A 13,519-nucleotide genomic window follows, 5' to 3' on the forward strand; every position below is an offset into this window, starting at 1 on the left:
ATGGCCTTGTGCACATCAACCCTTACGGCGAGGGCCCCGTTCTCCTCGCGGTCGACCTGGCGAACGCTCCGGCCGTCGACCTCGACGACCTGGTCCGACGGTGCGGTGCGCACGACATGCTCGTCGAGACCGTCGGCGCGGAGGACTTCGCCGGCTGTCGCGCCCTGATCGACGCGTGGCTCACCGTGGTGGACGCGGACGACGTCGCGACCCGCGTCGCGCGACTCAACGCGCTGCTCGCGGAGCACGCCTCCCACCCGCGCGTCACCGACCACGCCGGCACCGGCTGGCACATCCACTACCGCGAGTCCGGCGCGACGCTCACCGGCCAACTCGCCGTTCTGATCCTCACCGGGACGGCGCTGCACCTGACCACGCGCGGCATGAGCCGGCTGGGGCGGTGCGCCTCGTCGGACTGCGCAGCGGTGTTCGCGGACGTCTCCCGCAACGGCCGGCAGCGGTACTGCTCGCCGCGCTGCGGCAGCCGGGAGGCGGTGCGCCGCCACCGCGCGGCCTGACCCGGCGACGAATACTGTATTCCAAGTCACAGGATTTGATATTCCGAACGAGGGTTGTCGATACTTGCCCTCATGACCATCCCCACCGCTGGCCCGACGTGCCGGTTCTGCGGCGCCGCACCCGCCCTCGAGACGACGGTGCGCGGCCACCAGGGCTTCCTCATCGCGATGCGTTTCCTCAAGCAGAAGGGCCCGTTCTGCCGTACCTGCGGCATCGCGACGGTCCGGGACATGTCCGCGAAGAGCCTCTGGCAGGGCTGGCTGACGCTGGTCTCCGTCGTCGTCAACCCGCTCACCCTGCTGTGGAACCTGTCCGTGTGGGTGCGCCTGCGTCGCCTCCCCGAGCCACAACCCGCCTCGGCGCCGCACCTGGATCCGGGCAAGCCGCTGTACCAGCGGCTCGCGATGCTGGGCCTGCTCATCCCGGTGGCGATGATCGGCACGATCGCCTACTTCGGCCAGCGCGACGTGGCGGGAGCAACGGTCGGCGACTGCGTCTCGATGTCGGGCACGGGGAGCAACGCCGATTCCGACAAGGTGGACTGCTCCGATGCGAGCGCCCGGTACCGGATCGTCGGCAAGCTGAAGAACACGACCGACGACACCGGCTGCGCGGAGTATCCGACCGCCACGGTGTCCTACACGATGAAGCGCAAGACCGGATCGATCGTCGTGTGCCTGGAGCCGCTCAAGGCCGAGTAGTCGACTCGTCCGCAAGCGGCCTGCGCGCCAGCCAGGCCGCGACAACCGCCCCGGAGATGTTGTGCCACAGCGAGAAGACCGCCGACGGCAGCGCCGCGAGGGGCGAGAAGTGGGCGGTGGCCAGCGTGGCTGCCAGGCCCGAGTTCTGCATGCCGACCTCGAACGCGAGGGCGCGGCGGGCGCGGTCGTCGAGGCGCCCCACCTTGCCGGCCAGGTAGCCCAGGCCCAGCCCGAAGCCGTTGTGCAGCACCACTGCGAGGAAGACGATGCCGCCCGCCGCGGCGAGCTTGCTCGCGCTGCCGGCCACAACGATCGCGACGATGAAGGCGATGACGAGCGCGGACGCCCACGGCAGCACGGGAAGCGCCCGCGCGACCAAGCTCTTCGCGAATCGCCGCGCCAGGACGCCGAGGATCACCGGCAGCAGAACGGTTTTGACGATGTCGAGCACCATGCCGCCGGCGTCGATGGGTAGGTAGGAGCCCGCGAGGAACAGCACCAGCAGCGGCGTCACGATCGGGGCGATGAGCGTGGAGACGCTCGCCACCGCGACCGACAGCGCGACGTCGCCCTTGGCCAGGAAGGCCATGACGTTCGACGCCGTGCCGGACGGCGCGCAGCCCACGAGGATCACGCCCACCGCCAGCTCGGGCTCGAGGTTCAGGCCGTGGGCGATGACCCAGCCCGCGCCCGGCATGATCACGTAGTGCGCGACGATGCCGAGCACGACCGCCCAGGGCCGCTTCGCCACGGAGGCCAGGTCGGGCGGGGTCAGGGTGAGGCCCATGCAGAACATGATCACGCCGAGCAGGTAGGGCACCGAGGGCGCGAGCGGCGTGAACGTGCTCGGCGTCAGGTAGCCCACGACGCCCGCCACCAGGACCAGGAGCGGGAAGACAGTGACCGCCGTCCGCGCGATCCGTGCCTCCGCCGCGAGGGCGGGGTTCTCGGGGGTTCCGGGCGGCGGGGACGCAGACATTCTTCGATAGTCTCACTTCAAGCGTCGAGCCCGGTCACGCGGCCCGACGGTGCCGCGGGGCCCGGTCTCAGACCACGGTCGGTCCGTCCGGAACCGCGCGCCCGATCGCGGCGACGGCGTCGCGAACGCGGGGATCGGCGACGATTCCCGCAGTGCTCCATGCGGCGTGCGTGGAGAGCGATCCGGCACCGTCGACCTCGAGGAAGACGACATCCTCGTCGCGGAGCAGTCGTGCGGCGGTCCCCGTGTCGCGGGTCGAGAGCGTGAAGGCCTGGCCGGCTGCCACGAGCTGCGCGACTCCGGCGAAGTTGGAGTCCGCGACGGTCGCGCGTCGATGCACTCCCGCAGCGCGGAGCGCCTCGTCCAGGCGCCCGTACAGCGCCGGCGCGGCTGTCATGTCGATCGACGCGAAGGCGAGGTCGGCGAGCTCCGACAACCGCACGGACGTCCGATCGCCGAGGGCGGTACCGCGGCCCACCACCGCGTAGCTGCGTCGCCGCTCGAGCAGGACGGAGTCGATGCCCGGCTCCTCGATCGGGCCGTGCGCGACCGCGAGTGCCAGGTCGCCGGCGCGCAGGCTCACGAGGAGCGGACCGGTGTGGGCCGGTGCGAGCGCGACCTCGACGCCGGGGCAGGCCTCGGCGACGGCGCCGAGCACGAGGTCCCGGGCCTCTGCCGAGACGTCGGGTGCGATACCGACGGTCATCCGGGCGGGGGCCGCCGACGCGGCGATCGCGTCGAACCGCGCCAGCACGTCCGCCGCGCGGGTCAGCAGGTCGGCGCCGTCCGGCGTGAGATCCACGCGATGGTGCGTCCGAACGAACAGCGTCGTACCCAGCTCGCGCTCCAGATCGCGGATCCGGCGACTCAGCGGCGACGCCGCCATGTGCAGGCGCTCGGCGGCGCGGGCGATCGTGCCCTCCTCCGCGACGGCCACGAAGTACCGCAGGTGCCGGATCTCCACCCCGACAGCGTAGGCATAACCGGACCGCCGCGGTCCGGCTCCGGCGTCGGAAACGGTCCTGGTCCGACGGTGCCCGACGGCCTACCGTCGGACGGGAACGACGTGAGAGACGGAGGCGGACATGGACCAGCGACCGGTGCGGATCGCGAACTTCTCGGGGTACCTCGGGGATCGCGCGACCGCGATCGACGAGGTGATGGCCGGCGACCCCGTGGACGTGCTGGTGGGCGACTACCTGGCCGAGATCACCCTCGCGGGGCTGGTCGCCGCGCACCGGGCGGATCCGAGCGCCGGCTACGTCCCCGTCTTCGTCGACCAGCTCCGTCCCCACCTCGGCGCCATGGCCGAGCGCGGGCTCAAGGTCGTGACCAACGCGGGCGGCTTCAACCCCGCCGCGCTCGCCTCCGTCCTGCGCGAGGAGGCGCAGCGGGCCGGCGTCGAGCTGTCGGTCGCGCACGTCGAGGGCGACGCGGTCTTCGACCGCCTCGACGAGCTCGTCGCCGCCGGCCACCGGCTGGACAACCTGGACGACGGTGCGCCCATCGCCGGGTGGCGGGCCACGCCCGTGGCCGCGAACGCGTACCTCGGCGGCTGGGGCATCACCGCCGCGCTCGCGGCGGGCGCCGACATCGTGGTCTGCGGCCGGGTGACCGACGCTTCGCTGATCACGGGGCCCGCGGCGTGGTGGCACGGCTGGGGCCGTGAGGATTTCGACGCGCTCGCCGGCGCCGTGGTCGCGGGCCACGTCATCGAGTGCGGCCCGCAGGCGGTCGGCGGCAACTTCTCCGGCTTCACCGGCATCGGCGACCTGCGCCGCCCCGGCTTCCCCGTCGCCGAGATCGTCGCCGATGGCACCGCCGTCATCACGAAGCACGCCCGCGACGGCGGCACCGTCACCGTGGACACCGTCACCGCGCAGCTCGTCTACGAGATCCAGGGGCCGCAGTACCTCAACCCGGACGTCACCGTCGACCTGCAGCACGTCCGCCTCGACCAGGACGCCCCGGACCGGGTGCGCGTCTCCGGCGCCACGGGCGCCCCGCCACCTCCGACCACCAAGGTCGCCGCGTTCGGCGTGGTCGGCCACCGCGTGGTGGGCACCGTCTTCGCCACGGGCACCGAGGTTCCCGCGAAGGTCGAACTGCTGCGGTCCCAGCTGGACCTGGACCGGCCGGACGGCGTCACGGTCACGGTGACCCAGGTTGGCGTGCCGGCCGACGATCCCGAGACCCAATGGGAAGCCACCGTCGCGCTGCGCGTCCTGGCCACCGCGCCGGATGCCACAACCCTCGCCGACTACAACCTTGTTCGCCGTCTCGGCAGCCTCTACCTGCAGAGCTTCCCCGGCATCTTCCACGACGGCGCCTCCGTGCTGCAGGGCAGGCCCGTGCCGATCGTCGACTACTGGCCGGGCCTGCTGCCGACCGCGGCGCTCGCGCACCGCGCCGTCCTCGCCGACGGCACCGCACTCGAGATCGGGCCCCCGGAGCGGACGCAGTCACCGGCTCAACCCGTCCACCCGGAGCCCGATGCCGCCCCGGAATCGGTTCCGACGGTGTCGGTTCCACTCGGCGTCGTGGCCCACGCCCGCAGCGGCGACAAGGGCGGCAACAGCAACGTCGGCATCTGGGCAGCGGACGCCGCGGCCTGGCCCTGGCTGCGCCGCTTCCTCAGCACCGACGAGGTACGCCGACTCTTCCCGGACGCCAAGGGCCTGGACATCGTCCGGCACGAGTTCCCCGAACTCCGCGCGGTGCACTTCGTCTTCCGGGGCCTGCTCGGCACCGGGGGTTCCTCGAACGACCGGATCGACCAGGTGGGCAAGGCCGTCGGCGAGTATCTGCGCTCCCGCGTCGTCCCCGTACCCGAATCCGTTCTCTCCACCACCGCTACGGAGGCCCGACGATGACCGACCCTCTCGCCGAACGCATCCGGGCCACGGTCGCCGCCCCGGCCACCGACGACACCTACGACCTGAACGCCGCCCTCGACGAGGTGCTCGCCGGCCTCGGCATGTCGGCGGAGGACACCGGCGGCGCCATCCGGTTCCGCGGCGCGGACCCCGTGGTGCCCAGTACGTTGCGCATCGGCGGCGCCACCTCGATCGCCCTGGCCGCGAAGTCCGCGGCGGTCGCGAAGCTGTGGCGGCTGCGCGGCGGCGAGGGGCAGGACATCGACATCGACATCCGCCCGACGCCGCATCGCCTGTGCCCCTTCTACGACCGGCGCTGGGAGCTGGTGAACGGGTACCCGGCGGCATCGTCGGCCAATGCCACCAACGCCTTCGGCTTCCGCTTCTACCGCACACGCGACGAGCGGTGGGTGATGCCGCTCAACCCGTATCCGAAGATCAAGGTCGCGGCGCAGAACCTGCTCGGCGTCCCCGAGGACGAGGACGCGGTGGCCGCCGCGGTCGCGCGGTGGGACGGCCTCGAGCTCGAGGAGGCGGCCGCCCGGGCGGGTGTCGTGCTCCCGATGCTGCGCACCGCCGAGGAGTTCCTCGCGCACCAGCAGTACCTCGAGGGTGTGGCCGGAGCACCGCTGGTGGAGATCAAGAAGATCGGTGACTCGGAACCGGAGCCACTGCCGCCGGGCGAGCAGCCGCTGTCCGGGATCCGTGCGCTCGGGATGGGGCACGTCATCGCCGGCGCGGGCGCGGGGCGCTCCCTCGCGCTGCACGGCGCGGACGTGCTCAACGTCTGGCGGCCGGGCGAGCACGAGCACGACACGACGTACGTCACCGCCAACGTCGGGGTCCGTTCGTGCGTCCTGAGCCCGTACCGCGAGGAGGGCGCCGCCCGCCTGCGCGAGTTGGCCGACGGCGCCGACGTCTTCTACGCGAACCGGCGGCCGGGCTACCTGGCCTCGATCGGGATGTCCGCGGAGCAGATGGCCGAGCGCCGGCCCGGCATCGTCCACGCGACCGCGTCGCTGTTCGGCACCGGCGGCCCGTGGACCGACCGCGTGGGCTTCGACCAGACGGCCGGCAGCCTCGTCGGGATGATGAACCTGGAAGGCGGCGAGGGCGATCCGGCGCTCCCTCCGATCCTCGTGGTGAACGACTACATCGTCTCCTGGCTCATGGCAGCGGGCATCACGGAGGCGCTCGCGCGGCGTGCCGTCGACGGCGGCAGCTACCGCGTGCACGTCTCGCTGGTGCGGGCCGCGCTCTGGGTCCTCTCGCTCGGCGTCTTCGACCGCGAGTACGCGCACGCTATCGCCGGCACTTCCGGCGATCACGAGTACCTGCCGCCCGAGATCTTCACCGCCGCCACGCCACTGGGGCAGTTCCAGGGCGTCACCGATCAGGTACGCATGTCGGCGACTCCGGGCGCGTACCGCACCGTGCTGGTGCCGCGCGGGTCGAGTGCCGCGGAGTGGCTACCGGCCTGAGCCCGTCGGCGGACCGTCGGACCGGCGGCGGTTCCGGCGACGCTCGGCCGGCGTGCGCCCCTGCTCGCCCAGCGGCGCGTCGAGGATCTTCTCGGGCCCGAGGATCGACCCGCGCAGGCGCAGCCTCAGGCGGAGGTCGAGAAGCAGGACCTGGGAGTACGTGCGGATCGCGTGCGGGTTCACGACGTCGGCGACGCGCAGTAGCCGGAGCAGCCGGTCGAACCACAGTTGCTCGGCCTCGGACCACTCCCACCCGAGCATGTCCCGGAACTCGGGCGGGAGGTTGCCGCGGGTGAGGAAGTGATTGAGCGGGCCGAAGACCTTCGCCAGCACCCATCCCGGGGCGCCGAGTGCCTCGTTGAGGAACATGAAGTCCGAGAGGGACTTCAGGTCGTCGCGCACCTCCGGGGCGATCGCGAGGCGGGGCAGCATCGAGTCCCAGTAGTCCTCGAACTCCTGCCAGCTCTGCGGCCACTCGGCCTCCCTGACGTTGACGCCGGTAGCGAGAGGGGCGGCGACGGGGGTGAGGACGTCGAGGGTGGCGCGGTCGAGCGGGCCGTAGAGGAACTCGTACTGATCGATGTAGAAGCGGTACAGGCACGCCGCCACCCAGAGCTGAAGATCGCGTGCGTTGCCGCTGTACTTGACCGGGCTGCTCGCGGTCGAGTGGACGTGCGCGTGCACCTTCCGCATCTCCTCCCGGAAGGCCGAGCGGTCGGACTCGTTCCCGACCACCGAGACCACGAGATGCTGCCCCGTCGTCCGCAGACGCTTGAAGGGCCTGCGGCGGGGGCTCCCGGAGACCACCCGGCTCTCGTGCACGCCGTGTCCGACCGGAGGCAGCGCGAGCTGCATGATGATGTTCGCGACTCCGCTCGTGAATCCCACGAACGTCATCAGATCCGCCAGCGTCTCCGGCTGCCGTGCGCGCCGGGAGCGGGTCAGAGCCTGATCGATGACAGCCATATCCCTATCATGCAGTCGCAATCCTGGATGCGGAAGGAAATCGAGAACATTCGATAACTTCGCAGGAGCGGCCGGGGCGGTAGCCGAGGCGACTACCTGGTCGGGCCGCCTATCGGTGGTCGGCCGGCGCATCGACCAGGAATGGGACGCAGCGGCTGTACAGTCGACACAGCACACCGACGTCTCGCAGGTAGTTCCATCACTTCGTCAGACGCCCGATGTCGGTGCCCGACTTCTCGGTGGAGTTCCCACGCTGAGGATCCTCAGAGTGCCGGACCGGCACGACATCGATTGGAGCCAGCGATGGCACCCAGTTCCACTCCGTACGGCTCCGGCGCGAGCCTCGTCTCGACCCGCCCGATGACCCAGCTGGAGCTCCTTAAGGAGCTCTCCGGTGTCGCCGAGGACAACGTCAACCGCCATCTCTCGATGACGAAGGACTGGAGCCCCCACGACTACATCCCGTGGTCGGACGGCAAGAACTTCGCCGCCCTCGGCGGATCGGACTACGACCCCGAGGAGAGCCGCCTCGACGAGGTCGCCAAGGCCGCCATGATCACCAACCTCCTCACCGAGGACAACCTCCCCACCTACCACCGGGAGATCGCCGCCAACTTCTCCATGGACGACGCCTGGGGCCACTGGGTCGGCCGCTGGACCTCCGAGGAGAACCGCCACGGCATCGCCATGCGCGACTACCTCGTCGTCACCCGCGGCGTCGACCCGGTCAAGCTCGAGCAGGCCCGCATGATCCACATGACCAACGGCTGGGACCCCCAGGGCAAAGTGGCTCAGCAGACGGAGCAGACCGGCACGATGCTGCACTCGGTGGCGTACGTGACCTTCCAGGAGCTCGCCACCCGCGTCAGCCACCGCAACACCGGCAAAGTCTGCCAGGACCCCATCGCCGACAAGATGCTCCAGCGCATCGCCGCCGACGAGAACCTGCACATGATCTTCTACCGCAACATCTCCGCCGCCGGCCTCGACCTCGTCCCCGACCAGGCCATCCGCTCCATCACCGACACCATCAAGCACTTCGAGATGCCCGGCGCCGGCATGCCCGACTTCCGCCGCAACGGCGTCCTCATGGCCAAGCACGGCATCTACGACCTCCGCCAGCACAAGGACGAGGTCGTCATGCCCGTCCTGCGCAAGTGGAAGATCTTCGAGCGCGAAGACTTCACCGCCGAAGGCGAGCGCACCCGCGAGGAACTCGCCGCCTTCCTCGACGAGCTCGAAGCCGCCGCCGTCAAGTTCGAGGAGATGCGCGACCGCTCGCTCGCTCGGGCAGCGGCCAAGCGGAACTGCTAGACTCGAAAGACGTTCTGCGGTAGGCCGTTTTCCTCCTACCCGCCACGGTTCTGCGCGTTTCAGCACCCCTACAGTGCGGGGCACCCGCGAGGAACACCTCGCCTCCTCCCCCGGACCCGGGGACCGCGATCGAGTACGCGCGATCGCGCCGACGAGACGGACCCATGCCCGCCACCACCGAATGTTGCCGTGAGTCGCGATAGGGCGACGCCGTCCGAACTGCTCGACATGCTGCGGCGGCCGCCGGTTCCGATCGGCCGCCCGGTGCCCGGCCGGGTACTGCTGCGCAGCCCCTCGGCGCTCCCTCATCACATCGCGGGCGTGTGGTGGCCGCGGAGCCGGCACCTCGACCACGAGTTGCCCACCGTCATCCCCACGATCGGAGTTCGCCTGAGGACACTCACCCGCATCAGCTATAGCACGTCCGACTGGGACCGCCGCGAGCCGCGGATGGAGATCATGGGTGATCTCGTCGAGCTCGATCCGGCGCACCCGTCGGGCCTGATCGTGTTCGCCGGCCCGAACGCCACGATCGCCTTCGGGCTGATCGCGCCGAACACGACGCAGCAGCAGGCGGAGCACACCGCCACCGCCATGCTCCAGGAACGATGACCCCGGATAACGAGGAGAGACATGACTGACGAAGCACCCGAGAAAGCGCGGACACGGCGCAAGTGGCCGTGGATCGTCGCAGCCGTCTTTATCGCTTGCACCCTGCTGTCGATGACGTAGCCCTGTCGCCTCAACGTGTGGCTGGGGCCCGTAGCCGGCTGACGCAGAACGACGAAACCGGCAGCGCTCCAGGAGGATTCTCCTGAGCGCCGCCGGCTATTCGTGCGGTATGGAAACTAGATCTTCTGCACCGCGACGGCCTGGGGCCCGCGGTCGCCGGCCTCCTCCTCGAAGCTCACCCGATCGTTCTCATCGAGGCTGCGGAAGCCGCCGTTGCCGAGAATGCCGGAGAAGTGCACGAACAGATCCTTGCCGCCGTTGTCCGGGGTGATGAACCCGAAACCCTTGTCGGCGTTGAACCACTTGACGGTGCCCTGTGCTGCCATGTTGTTACTCTCCTGAGTATCTGTACGGGATCGACGATCGATCCCGGGCCTGCGGAGATACGCGAAACCAAGGCAACTGAGTGTCACAGAGATCTGGTGTAGAACTGCCGCGGAAAGTCTTCGCGAGCGTGTCACCAAGAAAATCAACCGCTTTCACAGTAGCACCCCCGACGAGCAAGCGCCACCGTCAGGCGGAGGGCCTCTCGTCTCACTGCGCAGTCGACGTCAGGGCGGCCGCCGCCCGATGCGGACGCGCCCCGGCGAGGCCGTCCACCACCGCGAGGACGATCAAGACGAAGGGCAGAACGAAGTAGCCTGCGCGGGAGACCGGCGAGACGACGAAGAGGACCGAGTATCCGGCGGCGGCGAGGAGGAGCAGGTCCGCGAGCGTCAGGCACCGCTTCGTCAGAATCCACCACGCGATCGCCGCCGCCGAGACCACCAGGACCACAACGATACCGGCGTAGCCGAGGCCGCCCTGCGCGGCGAGTGGACCTCCGACGAGGCCGGTACCGGCGGGCGACGTGATCGAGGAGAGTCCCAGCGGGAACTCGAGCGCGCTTCGAACGAACCCCCGCGGATCGATCAATGCGGCCGGCAGCACGGTGCCGACGACGATCCCCGCCACGACGACGCCCCACCGCCGGATCTCCATCCTCCTGCCGCGGCGGATCTGAACGACGAGCATCATCACCGCGAGCGGCCAGAACGTGAACTTGATCGCGCACCCGATCCCCACCACCACGGCATTGAGCCGGTACTCGCCCGTCCATAGGGTTATCACCGCGAGGCCCGCCAGCGCGACGACCGGAAGGTCCACCCCGCCGGTGGCGATCGGAATCGCCACGAGCGGACACGCCGAGACGAGCAACAGGACCAGCGCCGAGGTCCTCGCTGCGACCAACCTACGCAGGCCCATCCACGTCACCACGACGAAGAACAGGGTGAAGTAGATCCGCGGATCACCGAGAGGACTCCCGCCGAGCGCGGCCCCGGGAACCCCGAAGACACTCATGAGCGGGAAGTACGGGAAGACATCGTCGACCACTGCCGGCTCGCTCACGTACGGGCTGCCGCTGGAGAGCACGCGGACTGCCCCGTCGCGGACGATGCCGACCTCGTGCTGAGACAACCTCCGCAGGACCAGTGCGGCGAAGGGGATGACGACACAGAACCCGGCCAGCACCGCAACGATCGCACCGAAGGACCTTCGGCAGAGGATCATTCCAGCACCCGCGCAGTAGCCGACGAAGGCGAACACGGCCCAGACCTCGTGCGGTTCCATCCGCGTGGAGGTACCCAGGACGAAGGCGTGAACGGCGAGGCCGGCCGCGCCCGTCGCACCGACGAAACGAACCAGCGGTTTCGCTCCATGCCACGGAATCATGATGCGCGAGAGTGTTTCCTGTCGAGGTAGCCCGATCGTGTCCATGGCGTCCACCTTGGTGTCCACCAGCGGGATCGGAGTCCCCCGAAAGAGCCAACTTCAGCCGTGAGAACGGTCCGGGCCCCGTCACCCGGGCTACGGTGACTGCACGATGGACGCAATGAGCAGGGCAGGTGACGAGCGTCGGCCGCGTGGCCGCGCACGGTGGTCGACGGTCCTCGCAGCGGTCGTATCGCTCGCCGGCGGCGTCGCCATGGCCTTGCTCGCCCTCGTCCCGAACGCGACTCTCTTTCCCACGTTCTCCGTCGGCGTCGCGGTCTCCGTGCTCCAGGCGCTCCCTCTTGTGCTGGTGCGACGGTGGCCGATCGCGGCGATCGCTGTGCATTGCGGCGGCGTGGTCGCGGTGTCGGCGCTCGCGCCTGACGTCCGGTTCCCCTGGTCCGCCGCGAGCATCCTCGTCGGGATCGTGGTGATCGGGACCGCCGCCGCCCGGACCTCCGACCGGGCGGCCGCCTGCTGTCTTGCCGCGATCGCGGCGACGGCATCGGTCGCCGTGTTCCGTCACCACATGCCCCCGGGCTACTTCCTCGCCGGCCTCCTCGCAGGAGCGACTCTCGTGCTCCTGATCCGGCTGATCGTGCATCTGCGAGAGTCCTCGACACGCCTCCAGGAGGAGCGGCACCTACGTGCCGTCGACGAGATCCAGCGGGACGCCGAGGCCCAACGCTCCGCGCTCTCCGTGCAGGTCCACGACATCGTCGGCCACCACCTCGCCGCCATCTCGCTGACCGCGACCTCCCAGGAGGGGCGCGCGAGCTCATTCGCCGAGAAGGACCGTGCACTGACCGAGATCGCATCGTCCGCCGCCGTCGCCCTCTCCGAGATCCGTTCCGTTCTCGAAGGGTCCCCGACGGAGGCGTTCCGTGACCCCGGGACTGCGCTGGACTCGCTCGACGGGCTCATCGCCGCGTGGGAGGAACTCGGCGTACGGATCGAACACCGGGGCACCGACGTCCTCGACGGCGTCGCGCGACCCCTACGCGACGAGGCGTACCTCGTGGCTCGACAGGCGATCACGAACGCCGTGCAACACGGGGCGACGAAGGCGCTCCGCCTCGCCGTCACTGACGAGGGCCCGGTCGTTCGCCTCACGATCGCCAATGCCGCCGATCACGAGGAGATCCTCCCCGGCCGGGGGCTCACGGGCATGAGGACCCGGCTGGAGAAGAACGGCCACGACCTCGCCATCCGCACCCGCGACGGTGTCTTCGAACTCGACGTCACCCTCGTGAAGGAGGCCTGACCGGTGGTATCGGTACTCCTCGCCGACGACGACCCTGCTATCCGCACGGCGATCCGAAAGATCCTGTCCCGCCACTCCTCGATCACCGTCGTCGGCGAGGCCGTCAACGGCGGCGACGCCCTGATCCAGGCCCGCCGGCACGATGTCGACGTCATGCTCCTCGACATCCGGATGCCGCTCCTCAGCGGCCTCGAAGTCGCCCGGGAGGCACTCGGCGACCGGACCAAGTCGACGAAAGTCGTGCTGCTCACGACGTTCGACCTCGACGAGTACGTCTACGAGGCCCTCCGTGTGGGCGTGAGCGGCTTCCTGCTCAAGTCGTCGACTCCCGACGTGATCACGTCGGCGATCCTGGAGGCCGCCGACGGGAACGTGCTGCTCTCCCCGTCCGTCACCGTGCGCCTGGTTCGGAAGTACTCGAAGGCCTACGAGCCCGTGGACACCGGCGCGCTCGCCCGCCTCACCGGTCGGGAGCGCGAGGTCCTCAAGGCGGTCGCGACCGGGCTGTCCAACAAGGAGATCGCTGCCGGCCTCGTCATCGCCGAGGAGACCGTCAAGACCCACATCGGCAGGATCCTGCACAAGCTTCAGCTGCGTGATCGGACCCAGCTCGTGGTGTTCTGGTACGAGAACGGCCTGGGCTGAACCCAATCGGTAAAGGTCAGCACACCCTGCATTCCGGCGGCCCGCGTGGTCCAGGACGCCGATCACGACGAAGAGCGCAAGCGCATCAACACTGCGCCGCGAGCAGAGGCGCCTGCGTGTGATCTACGCCATGATGACTCACGCGCACTCCGCGCCGCCGGTACAGCCTGCCCGGAACGTTGAGCTGCGACAACATGTCCGCAAGCACGCTCGAGCGGAATTCGAGATCGCGATTCGTGGATGTGTCAGTTTCATAAGGTCCTTCGCGGGGCTTCCAAAAGACCGAAACC

General features: G+C 69.8%; 13 protein-coding genes. 8 read left to right on the top strand and 5 right to left on the bottom strand.

The annotated features are described in order from the left end of the window. Positions 1-8: 8 nt before the first annotated feature. Positions 9-518 carry a CGNR zinc finger domain-containing protein gene (locus ACLQ3K_RS16305; protein ID WP_224647782.1) on the top strand — a complete coding sequence of 170 codons (510 nt, stop codon included), beginning with the start codon at positions 9-11 and terminating at the stop codon, positions 516-518. A 72-nt stretch (positions 519-590) separates the two neighbouring features. After that, a complete protein-coding gene (locus ACLQ3K_RS16310; RefSeq protein ID WP_224647783.1) occupies positions 591-1,220 on the top strand; it encodes an LppU/SCO3897 family protein in 630 nt (209 codons plus the stop codon). Here ACLQ3K_RS16310 and ACLQ3K_RS16315 read toward each other — a convergent pair. Further along, the gene (locus ACLQ3K_RS16315; RefSeq protein WP_224647784.1) at positions 1,207-2,199 is read right to left on the bottom strand and encodes a bile acid:sodium symporter family protein; all 993 of its coding nucleotides are present in this window, start codon (positions 2,197-2,199) and stop codon (positions 1,207-1,209) included. The two genes, ACLQ3K_RS16310 and ACLQ3K_RS16315, sit on opposite strands and share 14 nt — an antisense overlap. Positions 2,200-2,266: 67 nt before the next feature. Next, on the bottom strand, positions 2,267-3,163 hold the full coding sequence (locus ACLQ3K_RS16320; RefSeq protein ID WP_224647785.1) for a LysR family transcriptional regulator: 897 nt from the start codon (positions 3,161-3,163) through the stop codon (positions 2,267-2,269). A gap of 121 nt (positions 3,164-3,284) precedes the next feature. Here ACLQ3K_RS16320 and ACLQ3K_RS16325 point away from each other — a divergent pair, with 121 nt between their 5' ends. Together ACLQ3K_RS16325 and ACLQ3K_RS16330 are read left to right on the top strand one after the other, a co-directional pair. Then, positions 3,285-5,072: an acyclic terpene utilization AtuA family protein gene (locus ACLQ3K_RS16325; protein ID WP_426000777.1), complete on the top strand. Its 1,788-nt coding sequence runs from the start codon at positions 3,285-3,287 to the stop codon at positions 5,070-5,072. Next, on the top strand, positions 5,069-6,556 hold the full coding sequence (locus ACLQ3K_RS16330) for a CoA transferase (RefSeq protein WP_426000779.1): 1,488 nt from the start codon (positions 5,069-5,071) through the stop codon (positions 6,554-6,556). Before ACLQ3K_RS16325 ends, ACLQ3K_RS16330 begins: the two co-directional genes overlap by 4 nt. On the opposite strand, the gene ACLQ3K_RS16335 is transcribed toward ACLQ3K_RS16330, so the two are convergent. Continuing rightward, entirely contained in the window at positions 6,545-7,522 is a 978-nt protein-coding gene (locus ACLQ3K_RS16335) for an oxygenase MpaB family protein (RefSeq protein ID WP_224647788.1), read from the bottom strand. The two genes, ACLQ3K_RS16330 and ACLQ3K_RS16335, sit on opposite strands and share 12 nt — an antisense overlap. Positions 7,523-7,825: 303 nt before the next feature. Between ACLQ3K_RS16335 and ACLQ3K_RS16340 the strand changes: the two genes are divergently transcribed. Together ACLQ3K_RS16340 and ACLQ3K_RS16345 are read left to right on the top strand one after the other, a co-directional pair. Continuing rightward, entirely contained in the window at positions 7,826-8,836 is a 1,011-nt protein-coding gene (locus tag ACLQ3K_RS16340; protein WP_426000781.1) for an acyl-ACP desaturase, read from the top strand. A gap of 189 nt (positions 8,837-9,025) precedes the next feature. After that, entirely contained in the window at positions 9,026-9,448 is a 423-nt protein-coding gene (locus ACLQ3K_RS16345; protein ID WP_224645673.1) for a DUF5994 family protein, read from the top strand. 236 nt (positions 9,449-9,684) lie between these two features. Here the strand turns inward: ACLQ3K_RS16345 and ACLQ3K_RS16350 are convergent, their stop codons facing one another. Continuing rightward, a complete protein-coding gene (locus ACLQ3K_RS16350) occupies positions 9,685-9,894 on the bottom strand; it encodes a cold-shock protein (protein WP_224645672.1) in 210 nt (69 codons plus the stop codon). Positions 9,895-10,102: 208 nt separating this feature from the next. After that, on the bottom strand, positions 10,103-11,179 hold the full coding sequence (locus ACLQ3K_RS16355; protein ID WP_224645671.1) for a glycosyltransferase 87 family protein: 1,077 nt from the start codon (positions 11,177-11,179) through the stop codon (positions 10,103-10,105). 262 nt (positions 11,180-11,441) lie between these two features. On the opposite strand from ACLQ3K_RS16355, the gene ACLQ3K_RS16360 reads away from it, so the two are divergent. Together ACLQ3K_RS16360 and ACLQ3K_RS16365 are read left to right on the top strand one after the other, a co-directional pair. Continuing rightward, a complete protein-coding gene (locus tag ACLQ3K_RS16360; RefSeq protein WP_224645670.1) occupies positions 11,442-12,584 on the top strand; it encodes a sensor histidine kinase in 1,143 nt (380 codons plus the stop codon). Between the two features lie 3 nt (positions 12,585-12,587). After that, the gene (locus ACLQ3K_RS16365; protein ID WP_426000785.1) at positions 12,588-13,229 is read left to right on the top strand and encodes a response regulator; all 642 of its coding nucleotides are present in this window, start codon (positions 12,588-12,590) and stop codon (positions 13,227-13,229) included. Positions 13,230-13,519 lie beyond the last annotated feature (290 nt).

Origin of the sequence: Tsukamurella sp. DT100 (assembly GCF_049844855.1) — a bacterium.
Taxonomy (GTDB): domain Bacteria; phylum Actinomycetota; class Actinomycetes; order Mycobacteriales; family Mycobacteriaceae; genus Tsukamurella.

Bases quoted from the DNA above. Each gene is read 5' to 3' on its own strand.
- ACLQ3K_RS16315 (WP_224647784.1), bottom strand. From the start codon at position 2,199: ATGTCTGCGTCCCCGCCGCCCGGAACCCCCGAGAACCCCGCCCTCGCG.
- ACLQ3K_RS16355 (WP_224645671.1), bottom strand. From the start codon at position 11,179: ATGGAACCGCACGAGGTCTGGGCCGTGTTCGCCTTCGTCGGCTACTGC.
- ACLQ3K_RS16340 (WP_426000781.1), top strand. From the start codon at position 7,826: ATGGCACCCAGTTCCACTCCGTACGGCTCCGGCGCGAGCCTCGTCTCG.
- ACLQ3K_RS16330 (WP_426000779.1), top strand. From the start codon at position 5,069: ATGACCGACCCTCTCGCCGAACGCATCCGGGCCACGGTCGCCGCCCCG.
- ACLQ3K_RS16350 (WP_224645672.1), bottom strand. From the start codon at position 9,894: ATGGCAGCACAGGGCACCGTCAAGTGGTTCAACGCCGACAAGGGTTTC.
- ACLQ3K_RS16335 (WP_224647788.1), bottom strand. From the start codon at position 7,522: ATGGCTGTCATCGATCAGGCTCTGACCCGCTCCCGGCGCGCACGGCAG.
- ACLQ3K_RS16310 (WP_224647783.1), top strand. From the start codon at position 591: ATGACCATCCCCACCGCTGGCCCGACGTGCCGGTTCTGCGGCGCCGCA.
- ACLQ3K_RS16325 (WP_426000777.1), top strand. From the start codon at position 3,285: ATGGACCAGCGACCGGTGCGGATCGCGAACTTCTCGGGGTACCTCGGG.
- ACLQ3K_RS16360 (WP_224645670.1), top strand. From the start codon at position 11,442: ATGAGCAGGGCAGGTGACGAGCGTCGGCCGCGTGGCCGCGCACGGTGG.